This window comes from Streptomyces sp. NPDC002643 (assembly GCF_053592555.1).
This window is the reverse complement of sequence record NZ_JBSFVY010000012.1, coordinates 23,631-43,412: the sequence shown is the minus strand read 5'-3', so window position 1 is coordinate 43,412 and position 19,782 is coordinate 23,631. Positions and strand designations below refer to the sequence as shown.

General features: G+C 69.7%; 20 protein-coding genes. 11 read left to right on the top strand and 9 right to left on the bottom strand.

Going from position 1 to position 19,782, the window contains the following annotated elements; translation table 11 throughout:
- Positions 1-107: 107 nt before the first annotated feature.
- Together ACWD4G_RS19490 and ACWD4G_RS19485 are read left to right on the top strand one after the other, a co-directional pair.
- Entirely contained in the window at positions 108-707 is a 600-nt protein-coding gene (locus tag ACWD4G_RS19490) for a TetR/AcrR family transcriptional regulator (RefSeq protein WP_451294948.1), read from the top strand.
- A gap of 223 nt (positions 708-930) precedes the next feature.
- The gene (locus ACWD4G_RS19485; RefSeq protein ID WP_451295356.1) at positions 931-3,351 is read left to right on the top strand and encodes a lamin tail domain-containing protein; all 2,421 of its coding nucleotides are present in this window, start codon (positions 931-933) and stop codon (positions 3,349-3,351) included.
- An 83-nt stretch (positions 3,352-3,434) separates the two neighbouring features.
- Here ACWD4G_RS19485 and ACWD4G_RS19480 read toward each other — a convergent pair whose 3' ends face one another.
- Together ACWD4G_RS19480 and ACWD4G_RS19475 are read right to left on the bottom strand one after the other, a co-directional pair.
- Entirely contained in the window at positions 3,435-4,526 is a 1,092-nt protein-coding gene (locus ACWD4G_RS19480; RefSeq protein WP_451295354.1) for a sensor histidine kinase, read from the bottom strand.
- A 74-nt stretch (positions 4,527-4,600) separates the two neighbouring features.
- Entirely contained in the window at positions 4,601-5,284 is a 684-nt protein-coding gene (locus ACWD4G_RS19475; RefSeq protein ID WP_451295352.1) for a response regulator, read from the bottom strand.
- Between the two features lie 220 nt (positions 5,285-5,504).
- Between ACWD4G_RS19475 and ACWD4G_RS19470 the strand changes: the two genes are divergently transcribed.
- Entirely contained in the window at positions 5,505-6,038 is a 534-nt protein-coding gene (locus tag ACWD4G_RS19470) for an NUDIX hydrolase (protein ID WP_451294946.1), read from the top strand.
- Here the strand turns inward: ACWD4G_RS19470 and ACWD4G_RS19465 are convergent.
- The gene (locus ACWD4G_RS19465) at positions 6,016-7,353 is read right to left on the bottom strand and encodes a helix-turn-helix domain-containing protein (RefSeq protein WP_451294944.1); all 1,338 of its coding nucleotides are present in this window, start codon (positions 7,351-7,353) and stop codon (positions 6,016-6,018) included. The genes ACWD4G_RS19470 and ACWD4G_RS19465 overlap by 23 nt on opposite strands.
- 112 nt (positions 7,354-7,465) lie before the next feature.
- On the opposite strand from ACWD4G_RS19465, the gene ACWD4G_RS19460 reads away from it, so the two are divergent.
- From ACWD4G_RS19460 to ACWD4G_RS19450, 3 genes are all read left to right on the top strand, one after another.
- On the top strand, positions 7,466-7,708 hold the full coding sequence (locus ACWD4G_RS19460) for a hypothetical protein (protein ID WP_451294943.1): 243 nt from the start codon (positions 7,466-7,468) through the stop codon (positions 7,706-7,708).
- A 196-nt stretch (positions 7,709-7,904) separates the two neighbouring features.
- Positions 7,905-8,348 carry a glycine-rich domain-containing protein gene (locus ACWD4G_RS19455; RefSeq protein ID WP_451294941.1) on the top strand — a complete coding sequence of 148 codons (444 nt, stop codon included), beginning with the start codon at positions 7,905-7,907 and terminating at the stop codon, positions 8,346-8,348.
- A 117-nt stretch (positions 8,349-8,465) separates the two neighbouring features.
- The gene (locus ACWD4G_RS19450) at positions 8,466-9,254 is read left to right on the top strand and encodes a protein kinase (protein WP_451295350.1); all 789 of its coding nucleotides are present in this window, start codon (positions 8,466-8,468) and stop codon (positions 9,252-9,254) included.
- On the opposite strand, the gene ACWD4G_RS19445 is transcribed toward ACWD4G_RS19450, so the two are convergent.
- Genes ACWD4G_RS19445 through ACWD4G_RS19435 form a run of 3 tightly spaced genes read right to left on the bottom strand, consistent with a single transcriptional unit; the run spans position 9,196 to position 10,048 of the window.
- Complete coding sequence (locus ACWD4G_RS19445) at positions 9,196-9,636, bottom strand: Scr1 family TA system antitoxin-like transcriptional regulator (protein WP_451294939.1); 441 nt, start codon at positions 9,634-9,636, stop codon at positions 9,196-9,198. The genes ACWD4G_RS19450 and ACWD4G_RS19445 overlap by 59 nt on opposite strands.
- A 3-nt stretch (positions 9,637-9,639) precedes the next feature.
- Entirely contained in the window at positions 9,640-9,753 is a 114-nt protein-coding gene (locus ACWD4G_RS19440) for a DUF6879 family protein (protein ID WP_451294937.1), read from the bottom strand.
- Between the two features lie 7 nt (positions 9,754-9,760).
- Positions 9,761-10,048, bottom strand: coding sequence for a winged helix-turn-helix domain-containing protein (locus ACWD4G_RS19435; RefSeq protein WP_451294935.1), 288 nt, complete (start codon positions 10,046-10,048; stop codon positions 9,761-9,763).
- Between the two features lie 178 nt (positions 10,049-10,226).
- Here ACWD4G_RS19435 and ACWD4G_RS19430 point away from each other — a divergent pair, with 178 nt between their 5' ends.
- Complete coding sequence (locus ACWD4G_RS19430; protein WP_451294933.1) at positions 10,227-10,562, top strand: hypothetical protein; 336 nt, start codon at positions 10,227-10,229, stop codon at positions 10,560-10,562.
- Positions 10,562-10,969 (top strand): hypothetical protein, encoded by a 408-nt coding sequence (locus tag ACWD4G_RS19425; RefSeq protein ID WP_451294931.1) that lies wholly within the window; start codon positions 10,562-10,564, stop codon positions 10,967-10,969. The genes ACWD4G_RS19430 and ACWD4G_RS19425 overlap by 1 nt, the downstream gene beginning before the upstream one ends.
- 673 nt (positions 10,970-11,642) lie before the next feature.
- Here the strand turns inward: ACWD4G_RS19425 and ACWD4G_RS19420 are convergent.
- The gene (locus ACWD4G_RS19420) at positions 11,643-12,185 is read right to left on the bottom strand and encodes a signal peptide protein (RefSeq protein ID WP_451294929.1); all 543 of its coding nucleotides are present in this window, start codon (positions 12,183-12,185) and stop codon (positions 11,643-11,645) included.
- Positions 12,186-12,472: 287 nt separating this feature from the next.
- Here ACWD4G_RS19420 and ACWD4G_RS19415 point away from each other — a divergent pair, with 287 nt between their 5' ends.
- Positions 12,473-14,206: an alpha/beta hydrolase gene (locus ACWD4G_RS19415; RefSeq protein WP_451294927.1), complete on the top strand. Its 1,734-nt coding sequence runs from the start codon at positions 12,473-12,475 to the stop codon at positions 14,204-14,206.
- Between the two features lie 93 nt (positions 14,207-14,299).
- Here the strand turns inward: ACWD4G_RS19415 and ACWD4G_RS19410 are convergent, their stop codons facing one another.
- Positions 14,300-17,068, bottom strand: a complete 2,769-nt coding sequence (locus tag ACWD4G_RS19410) for a SpoIIE family protein phosphatase (RefSeq protein ID WP_451294925.1) — start codon at positions 17,066-17,068, stop codon at positions 14,300-14,302.
- A gap of 298 nt (positions 17,069-17,366) precedes the next feature.
- Between ACWD4G_RS19410 and ACWD4G_RS19405 the strand changes: the two genes are divergently transcribed.
- Complete coding sequence (locus ACWD4G_RS19405; protein WP_451294923.1) at positions 17,367-18,065, top strand: hypothetical protein; 699 nt, start codon at positions 17,367-17,369, stop codon at positions 18,063-18,065.
- Positions 18,066-18,074: 9 nt separating this feature from the next.
- On the opposite strand, the gene ACWD4G_RS19400 is transcribed toward ACWD4G_RS19405, so the two are convergent.
- Entirely contained in the window at positions 18,075-18,959 is an 885-nt protein-coding gene (locus ACWD4G_RS19400) for a methyltransferase domain-containing protein (RefSeq protein ID WP_451294921.1), read from the bottom strand.
- 199 nt (positions 18,960-19,158) lie between these two features.
- Between ACWD4G_RS19400 and ACWD4G_RS19395 the strand changes: the two genes are divergently transcribed.
- Positions 19,159-19,755, top strand: coding sequence for an AMIN-like domain-containing (lipo)protein (locus tag ACWD4G_RS19395; protein ID WP_451294919.1), 597 nt, complete (start codon positions 19,159-19,161; stop codon positions 19,753-19,755).
- The last annotated feature ends 27 nt before the right edge of the window (positions 19,756-19,782 follow it).

Here is a 19,782-nt window from a genome sequence, read left to right as displayed (position 1 = left end):
TGAGACAGTATGTATCGCACTGAAGTTGCGAGTCAAGATGTCTCATAGATTTATGTGGTACTTACGAGGCAACACATCTCACAAGTTGCCGGAAGGAAGGCGCTCCGATGCCCGCGACCAGTAACGACCCCCGCGCCCGCCGCAGCCGTGCCGCCGCCCTGGCCGCCACCACCCAGCTCCTCATCGAGGGCGGTCCGGCGGCGGTCACCCACGCCGCCGTCGCCGAACGGGCGGGCGTGGGCCGGGCCACCCTCTACCGGCACTGGCCCGATGTGCAGAGCCTGCTGCTGGACGCGCTGACCTCCGACGCCCGCCCCCTGTTCACGGTGACCGACGGCCCGATCCGCGACGTGTTGATCGATCACCTGAAGGAGCAGGCGAACTGGCTGAACCAGCCCGTCTCCGCATCGGTCATCGCCACCGTGATGGAACGGGCCGAGCGGGACGAGGACGTACGGCACATCCGCGAGGAGATGTTCGGCCACGCCGACGAACTCTTCGCGACCGTCCTCGCCACCGCCGCGGAACGCGGCGAACTCCGCCCCGGCGCGGAGGAGAACGCCCGCGACATCGTCTCCCACTTCCTCGGCCCGCTCTTCTTCCAGCGCTTCATGCTCGGCGTACGGCTGGACGACGAGATGGTGGTCCGAGCCGTCGACCACGCCCTCGCCCCCTGGCTGCCGAGCGCCCAACCGCCGGACGCCTGACCCACCGGACGCCGACCGGCACCCCAACGCCCCGCTCCCACCCCGTCGTTCCCGGGAATTAACCTGCGACCTCTTGGCGACACCCCCTCTACGCGCGTAACTTGAGCCGACTCCCCCACGCGCAGAACGACCCGCTCCACAGGGACGTACCCGAAGTACCTGGAAGCACGAGGAGACCGCCGACTTGTCCAGAACCTCAGGGCCCAGACCCCGCGCCCGCCGTATCGCGTACCCGCTGATATCCGTGGGGGCGGCGGGCGCGCTCGCCTTCACCGCGCTGCCCGCCGCGTTCGCCGCGCCGTCCGCCACGGCGGTCGTCGCCGAGGTGTACGGCGGCGGAGGCAACTCGGGCGCCACCCTGATCCGTGACTTCGTCGAACTCGCCAACGCCGGTTCCGCCGCCTACGACCTGTCGGGCCTGAGCGTGCAGTACCTGCCCGGCTCCCCGTCGGCGTCCTCGCAGTGGCAGGTGACCCAGCTGTCCGGCTCGATCGCCCCCGGCGGCCGCTTCCTGGTCGCCGAGGCGGCGGGCAGCGGCGGTACGACGGCCCTGCCGACCCCCGACGCCACCGGCTCGATCGCGATGAGCGCCACCAGCGGCACGATCGCCCTGGTCACCGGTACGACGGCCCTGACCTGCAAGACGGCGGCGGACTGCGCGGCCGACGGCAGCATCGTGGACCTGGTCGGCTACGGCAGCGCGGTCGTCCGCGAGGGCACCGGCCCGGTCACCGGCGCCTCCAACACGGCGTCCGTGGCCCGCGCCGCCTCCCTCGCCGACACCGACGACAACGCGACGGATCTGACCTCCGGTACGCCGTCACCGGTCAACTCGGCGGGCGAAACCCCCGGTTCGGGTGACGGAGACGGGGATGGCGATGGGGATGGTGGCGGGGACGACCCGACCACCCCCGGCACCACCCGTATCCACGACATCCAGGGCACCACCCGCCTCTCCCCGCTCGCCGGGCAGACGGTCACGCGCGTCCCCGGCATCGTCACCGGCGTACGCACGTCCGGCTCGATGGGCTTCTGGATTCAGGACACGGCCCCGGACACCGACGCCCGTACCAGCGAGGGCGTCTTCGTCTACACCGGCTCGACCACGCCCACGGTCGCGGTCGGCGACTCGGTCCTGGTCACCGGCAAGGTGACGGAGTACCACCCGAGCGGCACCAGCCAGTCCCTCACGGAGATCACCGGCCCGACCACGACGGTCCTCTCCTCCGGCAACGCCCTCCCGCCCGCCGTCACCCTCGACGCCGGCTCCGTACCCTCCGCCTACGTCCCCACGGCCGACGGCGGCAGCATCGAAGCCCTCCCCCTCGAACCGACCGTCTACGCGCTGGACTTCTACGAGTCCCTGGAGGGCGAGCGGGTGTCGGCGACCGACGTCCGGGTGGTCGGCGCGACCACCGAGTACGACGAGGTGTGGGTCACGGTGAAGCCGCAGGAGAGCCCGAGCGCCCGCGGCGGCACGCTCTACTCCTCCTACGACCAGCAGAACACCGGCCGTATCAAGGTGATGTCCCTCGACACCGCCACCGCCTTCCCGCAGGCGAACGTCGGCGACGCGCTGTCCGGCACGACGGCCGGCCCGCTCGACTACTCGACGTACGGGGGCTACAACCTCCAGGCCACCCAGCTCGGCACCCTCGTCGCGGGCGGCCTCACGCCCGAGGTCACCCGCCGGCAGAAGGGCAACGAGCTGGCGGTCGCCACGTACAACGTGGAGAACCTGGACGCCCTCGACGACGAGGCGAAGTTCGCGCGGCTCGCGGAGGGCGTCGCGAAGAACCTCAGCTCTCCCGACATCGTCGCCCTGGAGGAGATCCAGGACGACAACGGCGCCACCAACGACGGCACGGTCACCGCCGAGGCCACCCTCACCCGCTTCACCGACGCCATCCGCGCGGCCGGCGGCCCCCGTTACAGCTGGCGCTATGTCTCCCCCGAGAACAACAAGGACGGCGGCGAGCCCGGCGGCAACATCCGTCAGGTCTTCCTCTTCAACCCCAAGCGGGTGTCGTTCACCGACCGCGCGGCCGGTGACGCGACGACGGCCACGGAGGTCGTGAAGACGAGGAAGGGCGCGAAGCTCACGCACTCCCCCGGCCGGATCAACCCGACGAGCGAGGCGTGGGCCAGCAGTCGCAAGCCGCTGGTCGGCGAGTTCACGTTCCAGGGCGAGTCGGTCTTCGTCATCGCCAACCACTTCGCCTCCAAGGGCGGCGACCAGCCCCTCCACGGCCGCTACCAGGAGCCCACCCGCAGCTCCGAGACCCAGCGCCACGCCCAGGCCGCCGAGGTGAACACCTTCGTCAAGTCCCTCCTCGCCGCCGACAAGGACGCCAAGGCGGTCGTCCTCGGCGACCTGAACGACTTCGAGTTCTCGCAGACGACCACGGCGCTGACGGACGGCGAGGTCCTGACCCCGCTGATCTCGACCCTCCCCGCCGCCGAGCGCTACACCTACGTCTTCGACGGCAACTCCCAGACCCTGGACCACATCCTCACCACCCCCTCCATCACCCACTACGCCTACGACGTCGTCCACATCAACGCGGAGTTCGCCGACCAGGCGAGCGATCACGATCCGCAGGTGGTGCGGATCGATGTGAGCAGGTGCGGCAGGCGCCGCTGAGCCGCGCGTTTCGTAGAAGGGCGCGCGCCGAGATCGGCGCGCGCCCTTTCCGTACCACGGCCAGTACTGATCGGTACTCGGTACTACTCGAAGGCGGGCCTCGGGACCCGCAGGCTCACCTCGTACCCCCCGTCGTCCGTGGGGCCGGAGGTGAGGGTGCCGTCGAGAAGCTCGGCGCGCTCCTTGAGGCCGATGAGCCCCTGGTGGGAGCCGGGGAGGGGGAGGGAGGGGCGGGTCGGGGGTGTGTTGGCGACGGTCACGCCGTACGCGCCGGGCTCGTGCCAGAGCCGTACGGTCGCGGTGGCGCCCGGGGCGTGCTTGCGGACGTTGGTGAGGGCTTCCTGGACCGTGCGGTAGACGGCGCGTTGGGCCGGGGTGGCGATGTCGGAGGGGAGTTCGCCGGTGAGTTCGGCGGGGATGCCGCTGGTGTCGAGGAGTTGACGCAGGTCGGCGAGGGTGGGCTGGGGGGCGAGTTCGGTGGCCCGGCCGCCGGAGGCGCGCAGCAGCGTGACCATGTGCCGCAGTTCGTCGAGGGTGTCGACGGAGAGGGACCGGATGGTGCCGGCCCCCGCCTTGACGTCCGGGTCCTTGGCGGCGACCTGGAGCGCCCCGGCCTGTACGGCGATGAGGCTGACCTGGTGCGAGACGACGTCGTGCATCTCGCGGGCGAGCTGGGCGCGTTCGCGGGCGAGTACGGCCTGGGAGTGCAGCACCCGCTCATGCTCGCGGGCTTCCTCGATCTCGACGAGTCGCCGCGCCAAGTCCCGTCTGGCCTGGAGGAGTTGGCCGAGGAGGACGGGTGCGGCGGCGGTGGCGAGCGTGTAGAAGAAGTTGACCAGGGTCATGGTCCGCTCGTGCGAGCTGAACTCGCTCACCGGCCAGGGCGTGGCGGAGGCGGCGGCGAACAGTACGGCGCACACGGCGAGCAGGCGCCGGTTCCGGGACCGCTCGGCGAGCGTGAACAGGGCGGCGAACGGGGCGAAGACGACGTCCTGCATGAGCGCGGCGGGGAGGGTGCAGAGGAAGACGGGGAGGGGGACTCGGCGTCTCAGGGCGAGCCCGACGCATCCCGCGAGGGCCAGCCCGACGCCGAGGGGGGACTCGTCCCACAGTCCGATCCACAGATCGGCGACCGCGACGAGGACGACGAGGCCGTCGAGTACGGGTTCCGGAATCCGGGCCCGCCAGACGCGGGCCCTGGCCCGTGCGCCGGGCCGTTCTTCGACGTTGGCGCCGGCCTTGGCGCTGCTCACTGTCCGCCCGCAGGGTGTGGCCCTCGGTCCTCGTCGAGGAGGCCGGCGCGTTGGGCGAGCAGTGCGGCGCGTACGCGGCTGGCGACCCGCAGCTTGGTGAGGATCGCGCTGACGTGGTCCTTGACGGTCCCCCCACTGAGATGAATCCGGGCACCGATCTCCCCGTTGGACAGCCCCTCGGCGATCAGCACCAGCACCTCGCGCTCCCGCTCGGTGAGCCGCCGCACCCGGGCGACGTCCTCGTCCTCGTCGGCGGGATCGGCGGCACCGGGGTGGCTCTGCCAGACGGCGCGGGATGCCTTGGGTGACATCACGACGCCCCCGGCCGCCAACGACCGCACCAGCTGGGCGAGTTGATCGGGCTCGGTGTCCTTGAGCAGGAAGCCGGCGGCGCCCGAGCGGAGGGCGGTGAGGATGTACTCGTCGGCGTCGAAGGTGGTCAGCATGGCGACGACGGGCGGCTCGGGCAGCGCCCGCACCCGCCGCAGCACGGTGAGCCCGTCCACGTCGGGCATCCGGATGTCCAGCAGCACGACGTCGGGCCGCTCCCGTCGTACGGTCTCGACGGCTTCGCCGCCGCCGGTGGTCGCGACCACGTCGATGTCGTCCGCCGCACCGAGGATGAGCCGGAACCCGGACCGCACCAGCGCCTCGTCATCCACCACCACGACCCGAATCACACGCGCCTGCCCTTGTTCGCTGTTGCTGTTGCTGTTGACGCCGAAGCCGTCGCTGACACCGAAGCCGAAGCCAACGCCGATGGTCACCGTTTCGACGGCCGACCGATTGTCACGTTTCGACGGTAGAGGGGGAATCCCCGGCTGACGTGAAATGAGCCAACCTGTGTCCGTCGCTCCGTCGGTCTGAGATCCTGGTGACCGATCGAGAGGGGCCGCAGGTATGGAGTGGAAGACCCACGGTGAGCGACAGATCTACACCAACAAGTGGGTGAACCTGTGTCTGGTTGACGTCCAGCAACCTGACGGGCGCAGGTGGGAATACCACGTCGTTCGCCTCCGGCACCTGGCCGTGGCCGCCGTGGTCAACAATCGCCAGGAAGTGCTGATGATGTGGCGGCACCGCTTCATCACCGACTCGTGGGCCTGGGAACTGCCCATGGGACTGATCGAGGAGGGCGAGACCCCGGAACAGGCGGTCGCCCGCGAAGTCCTCGAAGAGACGGGCTGGCGCCCCGGCCCCATCAAGCCCCTGATCTACGCCGAGCCGGCCAACGGCATCACCGACTCGCAGCACCACGTTTTCCGCGTGGATGGCGCGACCTACGCGGGACCGCCCACGGAGAAGAACGAGTCCGACCGCATCGAGTGGATCGCCCTCTCGGAGGTGCGGGGCATGATCGACCGTCGAGAGGTCGTGAGCAGCGGCTCACTCGTCGGCCTGTTGTACCTGCTCATGGATGAATCGATCCGCTGACTGGTAGCAGGAGTTCCCGTAGCCTCGCCTCGAAGGCCAGAGCTACGGGCTCTTGCCTGTACGGGGCCAACTGACCGTAGAACTCCCTGAGGTGGCCTGACACTCGCTCGGAGGTCACCGCTGATGCGGGTTCGAGTGCTCGTGCGGTGTGACATGCCTGGTCGAGCTTGCCCTGATCCAACTGCGTACGCGCCAGCCAGAACGAGTGAAACGCACGGCCGCGCTGGTTGGTGTGGTCTTCGCGCTGCAAAGCGTCCGCGATCAAGGGTTCAGCGATGGCTGCTTCGCCGAGTCGGCCGTGCGCGATGCCCGTGTCCACGATGAGCTTCGGCTCGTCGACGTAGGTGACCCATGAAGGGTCGGGGTCGCTGGCCTGGATCTGCTCGTAATGGCGGTGGGCTTCTCCGATCGCCCGGTGGGTGGAGTCCCGGTTGCCGAGGGTGGCGTGAGCGAAAGCTTCGCGCATGGACAGCATGGACAGGACGCGTGGGGTGGTGCCCAGGTCTGAGCGGGCCTGGTCCTGGGCGGCCGTCACAAGTGCCAGCGAATCCGCAGGCTTGTCCTGGTAGGTCGCCTGCAAGCTCATACAGGCCAGCACATTGGCCATGAACTGCCGGTCATCGATTTCCTTGGCCAGTTGCAGGGCCTCGGTGAAGTACGCGCGGGCCTGGTTGTACTGGCGGGCGTCGAAGTAGGTCCAGCCGGTGAGGCGAGCCAGTTCGGCTGCGATTCCGTACAGGCCGTTCTGGATGGAAGGGGGCCGGTTCTCCTTCAGGAGTCCAACGACATGGCGGAGTTGGCCGACGATGGCCGGCCTCAGCGCCTCGCCGCCGTGCTGGTTGTCCCGTCGCCAGTAGTCCTCGATGGAGGAGCGGAAGGCTTCAAGTGTGGCTGCGTTGAGGCTCGTTCGAGTGGCCATGGCCAGGATGCTGTCTACGTCGGGTCCTGGCAGAGACATGGGTGTCTGCTGCTCGGGCTCTGGTGCTTCCGGCGCCTCGCGCTCGGTTACGACGAGAGCCTGAGGCGTCTCCCACGGTCGACGCGCCAGCCCGAGCATGTGCCCTGGGATGCGCAAGCCGTCCGCGATGCGCTCGACCACGTCCATGTGCTGCAACTGGCGTCGGCCTGCGATCACTTCGCCGACACGGCTGGGGGTCAGCTCACAGCGTCTGGCGATCATCGAGGGGTAGATGCCCGCCTTGGTCTTCACCAGCCGGAAGACCCTGGCGAAGTCCCGTACCCGGCACGCATTGATCATCTCGGGATCGGTGAGCAGCCTGGCAGGCAGTTCTTGCGGCCGGTCGGCGTCGGGCATTGGGTGGCTCCCCACTGCGAGGGCTACGCAACGTCGTTGGGTATCTACTTGCCGCGATGCTACCCAAGTTGGGTAATCAGCCTGGCCTTTTGCTGACGGTCCCCGAATCGCGATGCTCCTTTCCATGGCGAGCAACCAGCAGACCAGGCCAGACATCGGTGAACTGGCGAAGGACACCGCCACGAACCGCATCGGCGTCGTCATGGGTGAGGTCGGCGGCCGTGTGCGGATAAGGCCGATCGGCGGTGGCGCGGAGTGGGACGCCATCCCGGACGACGTGAAACCGCCGAGTGCGCGAGAGGAACTGAGCGCACGCCTGGCCATCAAGAACGGCAATAGCCGGGACGGGCTGTGATGCGCGCTATCGGCCGGTACGCAGGAGTCCTGTTCGTGATCACGATCAGCGGCTCGTGCGGCCTGGTGATCGGCAAGGCTCTCGCCATGGGCCAGTAGACGGGCCGCCCCGGACGGGTGCCATTCCCCGGTTCCCACGTTCCCCGTTCGGGGCCGGCCATCCAACCCACGCACCGCCACACACAAGGAGTAGACGCATGACGGCAACAGCGAACGATCAGAAGACCGGTCGCGCGGTGGCTGGTGAGGAGTTGTTCGAAAGCCTCGCCCACTTCGTGGTCGTCCACAACGGGCAGTCGCCCGAGCGTGCCGAGCGGATCGCGGACCAGGCGGTTGCCTTCATGGTCACCGCAGCCACCGCTACCGTCCCCATGGTTCCGTCGGATGACGTGGACCTCGGCCTGCACGCGCTCATCCTGCACACGAAGGAGTACGCGGAGCTGTGCGAGCGGTACGCGGGCCGCTTCCTGCACCACAACCCGAAGCCGGGCGGGGGAGGCCGTGACCCTGAGATGGTGACAGCCTCGGTACACGCCATGAAGGCGGCCGGGTTCATGGTCTTCGACGACTTGTGGACCGTCGACGGCTCGAACCTCGCGCAGTGCGACTCGGACTGCGGCCGACCGTACGGACAGGCGTAGCACACCACAGCAGCGACGCGGCCGACCTCGACACGTGGTCGGCCGCGTTCGCCCGGAAGGAGAGGCGAGTTGCCCATCTCAACCCCTGAACTGCCGATCGTGGTACTCGACGCGCTCATGCCCACGTCTCAGCGCCTGGTCCTCAATCGTCGGGGCTCCATGGTCTGGGAGGTGGAGGGTCCTCGGGGCCACCACGCCGTGAAAGTCGGCTATCCGATCGAAGCCACGGCCGACTGGCCCGCCCAGCCCTGGACTGCTCTCGCGCCCGCGCGCGAGGGTGTTGTGCTGCATCGCCTCGGCTTCGCTGACTTCGCGTACGGCGAGTGGGAAGACGGGACCTGGAACTTCCAGCCGTGGCGTGAGGGGCCGGACCTGTACCAACTGTGGGAGCCCTGCCGTAGGCCGGGCTCCTCCATCGCGCCGCACACCAGCGTGGCGTTGGGCTGCGTCGAGGCTCTGGCCGAACTCCACGCAAAGGACTGGGCGCACGGTGATGTGCAGCCCGCGCACTTCATCATCGGGCCGGAGCGGACGTACCTCATCGACCTTGCCCTTGCCCGAGGCGAGAGCGTACCCGAGGGGTACGACTTCCCGTTCCGCGGCTGCCTCGTCCACTACGAGGCGCCGGAGATCGCCCGCAGCGTACTCGACACCGGAGAGGCCGAGCCGACGCCGGAAGCGGATATCTACGCACTCGGCGCTTCCTTGCTGATCTCAGCCACAGGCTGGCGGGCGGTCGAGTATCCGGACGACGCTCCGCGCCCCGTGCAGCGAGAGGCCGTGGCGAACGGCCGGCGTCGGCCGGTGAAGGCGCCTGGTGAGCTGGGCGAATTGATCGACGCGATGCTCAGCCACACTCCCGAGGATCGACCCACCATCTACGAGGTGAACAAGGCTCTGAGCTGATCCCGAAGCCCAGGTTTGTTCGACCAGGAACGCGAAAACGGCGATGGCCCTCGTACAGCACGCGTTGACGTTCCATTCGCGCGGCCACGGCATCGGCCACGTCATCGATCTCGACGCGCCGCCGTTGGGCGGCCCTCAGCACGTCCTCGGTGTAGCCGTACGTCTGGATCAGGCCGGGCACGAAGTTCGGCGAATAGGCGCGGATGTCGTCGGCGGACGGTGATGCCTTCGCGGTGGCTGTCCGGGACACCTTGGAGGGGTGCCATCCGCACGCCGCGGCGAGTTGCTTGCCTTCCAGCCCGGCGTCCCGGCACAACTCGCGAAGGCGGTCCACGAGAGCCTGCCGGGCCGCCTGGACGCTGGACGATGATGAGGCTGGCATGGGTCAGACGGGCTTGTACTCCTCGTGCGGGGTGGCCTGTTCCCAAGCGGCCTCGAACGCGTCGGCGCACAGCTTCACCAGTCGCGGATCACCGGCGATGAACCCCGGGTCGTCCACAAGCGAGTCAGTCAGCGGCCTCGTCCTCTTCGGCGGGTGCTTCGGGCGTCCCAATGACGTAAGTCCCCTTCGCGGGCACGGTGTCGGCGATGCCGCGCTCGCGCAGTTCTCGGATCGCGCGGCGAAGCGTGTTGATGCCGACACCGAACTGCGCCGCAAGATCAGGCTCAGAGGCCAAGCGGGCGCCCACCGCGAGGCTTCCCGAGCGGATCTGCTCTGCGATGTGGTCCGCGATCTGCACGTACACGTAGATCCGGGATGCGGGGTCTGGGCGCCACTCCTGATCGTCAACCATAGAGCAACACTAGATGGTCACATCTGGTCATAACTGATCGGTGAGAGTCCTGACCCTCCCTACCGAGTCATAGCGCTACCTGACTCGTTATGCCTTGGTCTATTGTCGAGGGCAAGCGAAGACCCCGGCGGTCTGCCAGGACCCCGGGGCGTGGCCGATCTGAATGGAGCAGACCGACATGCGGAACTTTATCCGCCGTACCGCCCATTGGCTGAGCCTTCTACTCGCCCCCGGCACCGGAACCCGCCGGGCCGGACACCATCCCGTACGCCCGTCGCGCCCGCCCCACCCCACCGCCGTACCCAACCCCGAACATCTCCCTCTCCACCGCTCCCCCTACGGCCTCGATCACCCCCTCGACGGCACCGCCAACCGTCTCGTCCGCCCCTACCTCGCCGCCCACGAACACGAGGCCGCCCAGCAGCAGCGCCGCCGCCTCGCCCTCGTACTCGCCGCCGACTTCGGCATCGACCTCGACCACCACCTCATCGGCATGGGAGAGGTGACCGTCTGATGGAGCCGACGCGGCCGACGAAGGTAAGGAAGCCATCGACGCCGACGGTGCTGCCGAAGGCGATGGCGACGACGGAGTCGATGGCACCGGACGCACGCGCCACCACCCTCCGTCTCCTCCCATGGCCCTCGCCCGAGGGCAAGCCCTGCTACGTCGCGACGGACAGTGAAGGCGGGTACGTCTCCCGCCTCGCGGACCAGATGGAGGCCGGACAACTGACCCTCGCCACGGAGGTACTCGGTTACGCGCGGAAGGTGCTGGACGCCCCCTCGCCCCCGTACACCGAGGTGCGGTTCACGGCCGTCCGACTCGCCGAGTGTCTGAGCGACGCCTTACGCGTAGCCGAGTCGCGTGGCGGACGCCTGGGCATGTCGCCCACCCAGGGTGACTTGAACGCCGACGAATAGCCGGTATGAGAAGGTTCGCTCCGCCCGGCCGTGACCACGCGGGCCGGGTGGAGCAGCCACTGTCCAGGAGGGCGCCCCCACTGTGCTGGTCATGCCAGCCCAACTCCTCTGTCCCCGCTGTGAACAGGACTGGGTCCGCCCGTACCGCTTCAAGGCCGACGGGACATCCTTCCTGTTGTGCGCCGAGTGCGACTCGCTGTGGTTGCCCGACGAAGCGGTCGCGGTGGCTCAGGCACATTTCCTCGACGACATCGTCGCGGCACGCCTCGGAGTGGAGGGCAACCCGTGGAGCGACCGTGTCTGGGCTGACGTCATCGAGCCGATACCCGCCCCCGTCGTTAACCACGTCGCACCACAACCGCACCAGATCGAGCGAGGAACAGCGAGGAACCATGATGAAAGCAATACACGCAGTCGGCCGCCGAGCGCTTCGACATAGGCGCGGAGGGTCGCGATCTCGACCCGGTCCACATCACCGTGCCTTGTGAGCACGCACCTCGGTGGTGAGCCAGTTCGGGGGCGGCATGTTGATGCCGCACCAGCGCCGCCAGTTCCCCGCCTTGCCGCCGGGCACGGCCCCAGGCATGGGAAGGGCGGGCGTAACGCCTGCGTGCGAAAGGGGCGCCCCCATAGCGGAGGGCGCCCCATAACCGTGCTCGCCGAGCGACGCCCGTCAGTCGAACAGCGCCACCCTCGGGTGGACCGTGCCCTCTACCCCCGCCTTGGTGACCGTCACGCGGTACGTCTCCGTCAGGGTTTCGCCGGCGGCCAGTTCACGATTCGACGTAACCAAGTCGGTGAAGAGGGTGCCCGTTTGGGTGCCGAGTTCGACCGGCTCCCAGCAGCCGGAGGGCGTGCGGTGTTCCAGCTTGATGTCGGTCGGGGTCAGGAAGGGGCCCTGGTCCGGGGATTCGAGGAGGAGTTGGGGGGCGACCTCGCGGGGCTTCGTCGACTCGTTGCGGTACGTGAGGGTGATCTCTTGGGGCTGGGCGTCGGACGCCAGGGCGGTCGTCGGGAGGTCCACGAATGATGTGGGGACGGCGACGGTCTCGTTCTCCGCCGTCACCGACGCCGTCGCCGACACCTGCGGTGTGGCCGCTGCCGCCGGGCCCGCCATGGCGAGGCCGGCCACCGCCACCGCGATGGAGGCGACGGCTATCCGGAGACGGGGGCGGGGGCGAGTGCGGAGGCGGGTGTTCTTCGAAAGCGATGACACTGCGCTGGTCCTTCGGTGGTGGGGGGGTCTGACCAGTACCGGTCCTGTCTCGGCAGACGGTCGCTGATCGGCGGACCGGGCCGGTCAGGAGTGATCCCAGGTTACTCAGCGCCTCCCGTGACCCGGACAGCGGGCGCGTACCGGGCGGTAGCGGGGAAATCTCATGGAAATCCTGCCACTGTGGCACCACTCTCGCCTTTTTGCCCTCTTCTGCGCTAGACAGTCCCTCAACCCACCTTGACCAGTGGGCACTTGGGGACCACTTCACGCCCAGGGGGAAGCAGACAATGGGGACAGAGAAGTACAGGGACAGGAACAGGGACAGGGGCAGGGGCAGGAACAGGGGCAGGGGCAGGGGCAGACGCTCCAGGCGGCTGAGAGTCGTCGGCGGTGCGGCCCTCGCCGCCGTCGTCATCGCCGGGACGGGCGCCCAGGCCGTGGCCGCGCCGGGCACGCACACCTCCGCCAACCCGAGCACGCACACCCCGCCCGTACCCACCCTCATCTGGACCGACTGCCAGGGCGGTTACGAGTGCGCCGACGCCGTCGTGCCGCTCGACTATCGGGAGCCCGAGGGCAGGACCATCACCCTCGCGGTCGTGCGGAAGAGGGCCGCAGACCCCGGCAAGCGCAAGGGGACGTTGTTCATGCAGCCGGGCGGCCCCGGCAACTCCGGTGTGGACTTCGTCCGCAACAACTACGACGACCTGCCCGCCGAACTCCGCGAATCCTTCGACGTGTTCGGGTACGACGTACGCGGCGTCGGGCGGAGTTCCGCGCTGACCTGCTGGGACGACCAGCGGTACACCGCCGCTGTCACCGCCGCCAAGGGGGTGCCGACCGGGCCGGCACCGGCTCTCTTCGGCTCCGCCGTGCGCCAGGCCGCCGACTTCGATCAGGCCTGCGTCGACAACGCCGGCGAGATCCTCCCCTACATCGGCACCGAGTACGTCGCCCGTGACATCGATCTGCTGCGACAGGCGCTCGGCGAGAAGCAACTGACCTACTACGGACGGTCGTTCGGGTCGTACATCGGGACCGTGTACGCCGCCCTCTTCCCCCAGCGGGTAAGGGCGCTCGTCCTCGACGGGGCCTACGACCCGGAGCACTACGCCAACATGCCCTACGCCTACGACCGCCCGCAGTACCTCGCGCTCGACGGGGCCATGAGCCGCTTCCTCGACTGGTGCGCCGCCGATCAGGCGACCTGTGGGTTCGGGGACGGGGACCCCAGGGGCGCGTTCGAGAAGCTGAAGGCCGATCTCGACGCCGATCCCGTGCCCACGGCGGGCGGCGGACAGGCCAACGGCTACACCCTCGTCTACCGGCTGATGTTCAACATCAACGAGGGCAAGGTCATCTGGCCCTCCCTCGGCGAGGCCCTGCGCAAGGCGCGGCTCCGCGACAACACCTCCTTCCTGCTGCGTCCGCCGTCCCCGGCCAGCTTCGACTTCCTCGGGCCGAACGTGGCCGTCGAGTGCGTCGACAAGGACTATCCGAGGAGCGTGCGTCTGCTGAGGCGGAATGTGGCAGCCAATGCCGCGGACGCTCCGCTGCTCGGGCCGGCGATGGCGTACGGGCCGCCGACGTACGACCATCAGCACGCCACCGCGTGTGCGCAGTGGAAGGGCGAGAAGGTGAGCCGGTACGACGGGTCGTTCCGGGCCAGGGGGTCCAAACCGATCCTCGTCATCGGCACCACCAGGGACCCGGACACCCCGTACCAGGACGCGGTCGCCCTGTCGCGGCAACTCGACAACGGGCGGCTGCTCACCTTCGACGCCGAGGGGCACACCGCGTTCGGGCGCAGCGCCTGTGCGACGGACGCGGTGACCGGTTACCTCGTCGATCTGACCGTCCCGGCCCGTGGCACCACCTGCGCGGACGAGACCCAGCCGCCGACCACCCCGCCGACCGTCGCCCCGCCCGGCACAACCCTCGGCGAACTCCGCAACGGCGTCAACGAGCGCGTGGAGCGGATCGGCGATGTGGATGATATGGGCGATATGAGCGCCATGTGACCCAGCCGCTCCCAGCGCCCCCGGCCACAGCGCCCCCGGTCACGGCGCCCGTAGCCGCGCCCCCACCACCGTCAGCCGCAAGCCCAGCGGCGGCTACCGACCACGACGACGGCCCTCGCACCCGTCCGCCCCCTCCGGCCCCTCTCCCGCCCTCGGCTCCGCGGCCTCCCTCCACCCCGGCTCCACACACAGTTCGCCGAACGTCAGTGCGTCCAACTCGCCGTCGAAGTCCATGGGGAACAGGAACTCCGGACCGCCGGACTCGGAGCGGTGGCCCCTCGCGTCCGGACCGGTGAGGGGCTGTTCCGTCCAGATGCACTTGCCCGTCGGGGTGTAACGGGTGCCCCACCGCTGGGAGAGGGCGGTGATCAGCTGAAGCCCCCGGCCGCCCTCGTCCGTGTCGGTCGCCCGGCGGATGCGGGGCATCGTGAGGCTGCCGTCGAAGACCTCGCAGGTCAGCTCGGAGCCGTGCAGGAGCCGTAGGCGGACAGGGCCCTTGGCATGGCGTACGACGTTGCCGACGAGTTCGCTGGCGAGGAGTTCGGTGGTGGGGACGAGGTCGTCGAGGCCCCACTCGGTGAGCTGTTCGCGGACGTGGCGGCGGGCCTGGCCGGCGGCTCGGGGGTCGTCGAGGAGGGGCCAGGAGGCCATGCGGTCGTCGGTGAGGGCGTGCAGCCGGGACACGAGGAACGCGGCGTCGTCGGCGGCCTGGTGCCCGGCGGGGAGCAGCCCCTCGGTGAGGGTGTCGCACAGGCGCTCCAGGTCGACGGTGGTGCCGTCGGCGTGCGCGGTGCGCAGCAGTCGGGCCAGGGCGGCCATGCCCTCGTCGATCTCACGCTTGGCGGACTCGACGAGGCCGTCGGTGTAGAGGACGAGCAGGCTGCCGTCGGGGACGTGCAGTTCCAGGGTCTCGAAGGGCGGTTCGGCGGCACCGAGGGGCGGGTCGGCGGCCATCTCGGGGAAGTGGACGGTGCCGTCGGGGTGGATCAGCGCCGGCGGCGGATGTCCGGCGCGGGCCAGGGAGCAGATCTGGGTGGTGGAGTCGTACAGGGCGTACAGGCAGGTGACGTACGACTCCTCGCCCATGCCGGCGACGAGGTGGTTGAGGTGGGTCATGATCTCGTCCGGCGGGAGTTCGAGATCGGCGAGGGTGTGGACGGCGGTGCGCAGCCGTCCCATGGTGGCGGCCTCGGGCAGGCCATGGCCCATGACGTCGCCGACGACGAGGGCGACCTGGCCGCTGGAGAGCGGGATGACGTCGTACCAGTCGCCGCCGACGTCCATGCCCTCGGCGGAGGGCAGATAGCGGGCGGCGGACTCGCAGGAGGGCAGGTTCGGCAGGGCCTGCGGGAGCAGGGCGCGCTGGAGTTCGCGGGAGCGGGTGCGTTCGGCGTCGTAGAGGCGGGCGCGTTCCAGGGACTGGGCGAGGAGGGCGCTGATCGCGTTGAGCAGGGCGCGTTCCTCGCCGGTGAGGGCGCGGGGGTCGTCGAAGGCGATGACGCACACCCCGAAGGTGTGGTCGTAGGCGGTCAGCGGCAGGAACGCCCAGGACTGTTTGCCGGCGTGGTCGGCCAGGTGGGCGTCGCCCGGGGCGTAGGCGAGGTACTCCTCCGGGGAGGCGAAGAACAGCGGCTCACCGGAGACGATCACCTCCCAGCAGGGGCTGGACGGGCTGCGGAGGCGGTCGTCGACGAGGGCGAGGAACTCATCGGTGTAGCCGACGGCTCCCACGTTCTTGAGGCGGTCGCCGACGAAGGCCTGGACGATGAGTCCGGTGGCGGCGAACGGCCGCAGCACCCGGCCGGCGACCGCGTCGATCACCTCCTGCGAGGTCGTCGCCTTGGCGAGCGCGGCCGTCAACGCGGCGATACGGACGGCCCGTTCGGACGCGGCGCGCTCGGCGGACGTGCGGGCGTCCTCCAGCCGCCGCATGTCGGTGACGTCGGTGCAGTAGATGGTGTAGCCGTCGGGGCCGGGGACGAGCCTGACGTGGCAGCGGCGGCCGCTGGAGGGGATGTCCACGTCGAAGCTCGCGGCTCTGCCCTCGCTGGCGGCCGCACGGCAGCGGCTCTCCATGCCGGGGATCTGCTGAGCGTACGCCAGGTCCCACAGCACCCGGCCGGTCAGCTCCTCCGCCGAGAAGCCGATCTTGCGTTCGGCCTCCAGATTGGCGTAGGTGATCCGCCAGGCGTCGTCCATGGCGAGGAACCCGTCGGTCATGTGGCGGAGGGCCCGGCTGAGCGCGTCCCTTGGACCGGCCTCGGTCGACGGCTGCGGACCAGCCTCGGTCGACGGCTGGGGACCGGCCTCGGTCAACGGCTGCGGACCAGCCTCGCTCCACGACTCCGCATCGGCCCCGGTCGGCGACTTCGCACCGGCCCCGCTCGGGAAGCGGTGCCCCGGCGCCGACGAGACCTCGGCCATCCGCTCCTCGGCCCAGGTGACGACCGCCCGCAGGAACTCCCACTGCCGGCGGGTGGGTTCCCCCTGGTCGCCCATGAGGACGGTGAGCGCACCGGCCGGGAGGTCGGCCCCGGTGGAGAGGGGCAGGGCGGCGAGCCCGGTGCCGGGCCAGGTGATGTCGACGGCGTGGACGGGCGTCCACAGGCTCTGGCGGCCGTGGTGGAGAACGCGGGCCGGAGGCAGCGGGCCCCCTTGGTCGACGGTCTCCCAGGAAGCGGTCATGGCGGGCGGTAGGCCGGCCGTCGACACGAGTCTCAGCGCGGACCTCGGACCGCGCAGATGGATCATTCCCCCGAGGGCGCCCAACTCCCCCACCACGTGCTGAAGTGCCAGCCGGAAGACCTCGCTCTCCGCGACACCCCGATCCACCGTGCTGAGCAGGGCCAGCCGTGCGTTCATACGGCAGACCTTAACGTTCCGTTCCCACTCGGGGCAGGGCGTCACCGGATTCTCATGACCTTGGGGGTTACCTGGAAGGGGCGTGCGTCAACAGGTCGTTTTCCGAGCCGAGTTGACGAGCCGTCGACAAGCGGAACGCTCAACGCGCCTCGTACGGGCCCGAGAAGGCGGGGCACCGCCCGAACTCCTCGGCGTGACCAAGCTCCGTGCGGCCTCGTTGGGCCGCTGCGACACCCGTACTCGATACCCGTATGCGACACCCGTATGTCCGGCCCGACCCCAGCAGGCGCCCATGTTCATGACGTTGGTCAAGACGTTCGCCGAGCAGTACGCGAGGAACCAGCAGCTCAAGCGAGACCTGAAAGCCCAGCGCGAGGAGCAGGAGCGGCGGTGGCGCGAGGAGGACCGCGAGGTCCTGCTCGCCGCGCTCGCCGCCAACCGGGTCGCCCTGGCCGACCACAACACCACCCTCCAACGCGCGGCGGGCGTCTCCTACATCACCCTGCGCTGCCACGAGGACACCTGGACCTTCATGGCCCGTACGGCGTTCGGGGTCTGGGAGCCGACGTGGACGCAGAGCACCCGCGACCCCTACGACCGCATCGGCCCCGGCCCCGCCAGGGCCGGCCGCTTCACCGCCCACCCGAATCTGCCGACCGGCCGGATCATCAAGGGCGACGCCGGTATGCAGGACGTCCTGCTCTCCGGCCACAACCTGGTCGTGATCCTCGACGCCCTGTACGAGGCCACCGGCTCCCATCTCTCCGCCGACGGGGCCCGCTGCAAGACCCTCTACGACAAGCTCGCCGCCCTCACCGCCAAACTCGACCCCGCCGCCGCCCCCGGCCGTACGACCGGCGTCCTGTGCCGTATCGACGACAGCATGAACAGCCAGTTCATCAGCAGGACGCCGGGCGGCGGAGGACCGGGAACGGGACGGGGCACGGGGGCACCACTGTTGAGGAAGGTCCCCTCACCGGCCCCGGCCACGCGCTGACGCCGACGCTCATCCCGGGCGCCGCCCCGTGACCCGTACGCCTCCCACCCCGCCGCCCGCGAACAGCTCGCCGACCGTGGTGTAGAAGTGCAGCAGCCGGGCGGCGAGCGGCTCGCCGTGGAGGCGTACGCGGTCCTCGTAGGTGTCGCGGAAGGCCTCGGCCCGGTCGCGTACCCAGGGGCGCCAGAGGCCGGTGGCGTCGGTCCAGTCGACGTCCGTGAAACCGGCCCGGGCGAGGTCGTCACGGTAACGGTCCTCGTCCGGCAGGTACGGGCAGGCGACCAGACCGGCGAGGTCGGTGCGCTCGTCCTCGGTCAGCGGGCGGCGGGCGTAGAAGTCCTCGATGTAGAAGGTGCCGTCGGGGCGCAGCAACTCCCGGCAGACTCCGAAGAGTTCGTCGCGGCGCGGGATGTGGAGGATGGCGAGCAGCGACACGAGATGGTCGTAGCGCCGCGACCGCTCCTCCCCGCCCAGGGTCAGGACGTCCGCCCGTACGGTCCTGACCCGCCCCGACAGCCCGCACAGCGCGGTGAGTTCCCGGCTCAGCCGGTGCAGCTCCGGTTGCAGCTCGACCGCCGTGAGCCGGCACCCGTACCGGTCGGCGAGATACCGCGCGGGGCCGCCCAGCCCCGCACCGATGTCCATGACCTCCGCCCCGGACACGATCCCGAGCCGCGCGACCGCGTTGTCGAGGGCGTGACGGCCGAGGTAGTGCATCTGGTCGTACGGTTCGAGATCGGCGGCGGTGAGGGAGGCGCCGTCCGAGGCGGATCGGGACTCGTCCAGCAGTGGGGCGAGGGCGTCACGGACGTGCTGGAGGTCGTACAGCGCCATACCGTCGAAGCGGGCGCCGGGTTGATCCGCGTGGGTGCCGTCTTGTTCCGTTTCCGTCACGCCCGGCATTCTTCCCAGGAGGCGTGCCCCTTCGGCGCCCCTTGTCACTCGATCCGGTGAATTGCCGTACGAGTACACGCGACGCGGCATACAACCTTCCACGACCCTCGGTCGTCTCACCCATATCAGCGTTACGCAACCGATTGATCTGGTTGATCCGGTTGCCCAATTACGCGATCAAGGGGGAACAGGGGGAATCATGCGAGGCAATCGACGTATGGGAACGGTCGCTGCCGTGCTCGTGCTCGCGGGCACGGCGTCGGTGGCGGCGGCCGGCAGCGCGGGGGCCGCGCCGGCGGGCGGTACGGCGGCGAAGGCCGTAGCCGCCTGCCCGACGGGCTGGGGCAGCGGGGTCAAGGGCACGCCCGGGGTCGGTGCCGTGCCGCTCGACGACGTCAGGACGGGCCGGCACGACTGCTACGACCGCATCGTGTTCGACGTCCCCGGCGGGGGCGACGAGATCGGCTACTACGTCCAGTACGTGGACGAGTTCCGTCAGATGGGCTCCGGTGATCTGATCCCGGTCAGCGGCGGCGCGATCCTGGAGATACGGGTGGCGGCACCGAGTTACGACCCGGAGGGCGGCGGGGTCGTCTACCCCGGCCACGTGGGCGAGAACCTGCCCGGCGTGAACGTCACCGGGTACAGCACCTTCCGCGACACCCGCTTCGGCGGCAGCTTCGAGGGCGAGACCCAGGTCGGTTTGGGCGTCCGCGCCCGACTGCCGTTCCGGGTCCTGCAGTTGGACGACCGCCTGGTGGTCGACGTGGCGCACAGCTGGACGGCCACGAGTTGATGCCGGGTGAGCGGGGTGGGGTGCCGC

Excerpts from the sequence above, each read along its gene's own strand:
- ACWD4G_RS19455 (WP_451294941.1), top strand. The coding sequence starts at position 7,905 with ATGACGGCAACAGCGAACGATCAGAAGACCGGTCGCGCGGTGGCTGGT.
- ACWD4G_RS19410 (WP_451294925.1), bottom strand. The coding sequence starts at position 17,068 with ATGAACGCACGGCTGGCCCTGCTCAGCACGGTGGATCGGGGTGTCGCG.
- ACWD4G_RS19395 (WP_451294919.1), top strand. The coding sequence starts at position 19,159 with ATGCGAGGCAATCGACGTATGGGAACGGTCGCTGCCGTGCTCGTGCTC.
- ACWD4G_RS19450 (WP_451295350.1), top strand. The coding sequence starts at position 8,466 with ATGCCCACGTCTCAGCGCCTGGTCCTCAATCGTCGGGGCTCCATGGTC.
- ACWD4G_RS19445 (WP_451294939.1), bottom strand. The coding sequence starts at position 9,636 with ATGCCAGCCTCATCATCGTCCAGCGTCCAGGCGGCCCGGCAGGCTCTC.
- ACWD4G_RS19470 (WP_451294946.1), top strand. The coding sequence starts at position 5,505 with ATGGAGTGGAAGACCCACGGTGAGCGACAGATCTACACCAACAAGTGG.
- ACWD4G_RS19415 (WP_451294927.1), top strand. The coding sequence starts at position 12,473 with ATGGGGACAGAGAAGTACAGGGACAGGAACAGGGACAGGGGCAGGGGC.
- ACWD4G_RS19435 (WP_451294935.1), bottom strand. The coding sequence starts at position 10,048 with ATGGTTGACGATCAGGAGTGGCGCCCAGACCCCGCATCCCGGATCTAC.
- ACWD4G_RS19465 (WP_451294944.1), bottom strand. The coding sequence starts at position 7,353 with ATGCCCGACGCCGACCGGCCGCAAGAACTGCCTGCCAGGCTGCTCACC.
- ACWD4G_RS19490 (WP_451294948.1), top strand. The coding sequence starts at position 108 with ATGCCCGCGACCAGTAACGACCCCCGCGCCCGCCGCAGCCGTGCCGCC.
- ACWD4G_RS19430 (WP_451294933.1), top strand. The coding sequence starts at position 10,227 with ATGCGGAACTTTATCCGCCGTACCGCCCATTGGCTGAGCCTTCTACTC.
- ACWD4G_RS19425 (WP_451294931.1), top strand. The coding sequence starts at position 10,562 with ATGGAGCCGACGCGGCCGACGAAGGTAAGGAAGCCATCGACGCCGACG.
- ACWD4G_RS19405 (WP_451294923.1), top strand. The coding sequence starts at position 17,367 with ATGACGTTGGTCAAGACGTTCGCCGAGCAGTACGCGAGGAACCAGCAG.
- ACWD4G_RS19460 (WP_451294943.1), top strand. The coding sequence starts at position 7,466 with ATGCTCCTTTCCATGGCGAGCAACCAGCAGACCAGGCCAGACATCGGT.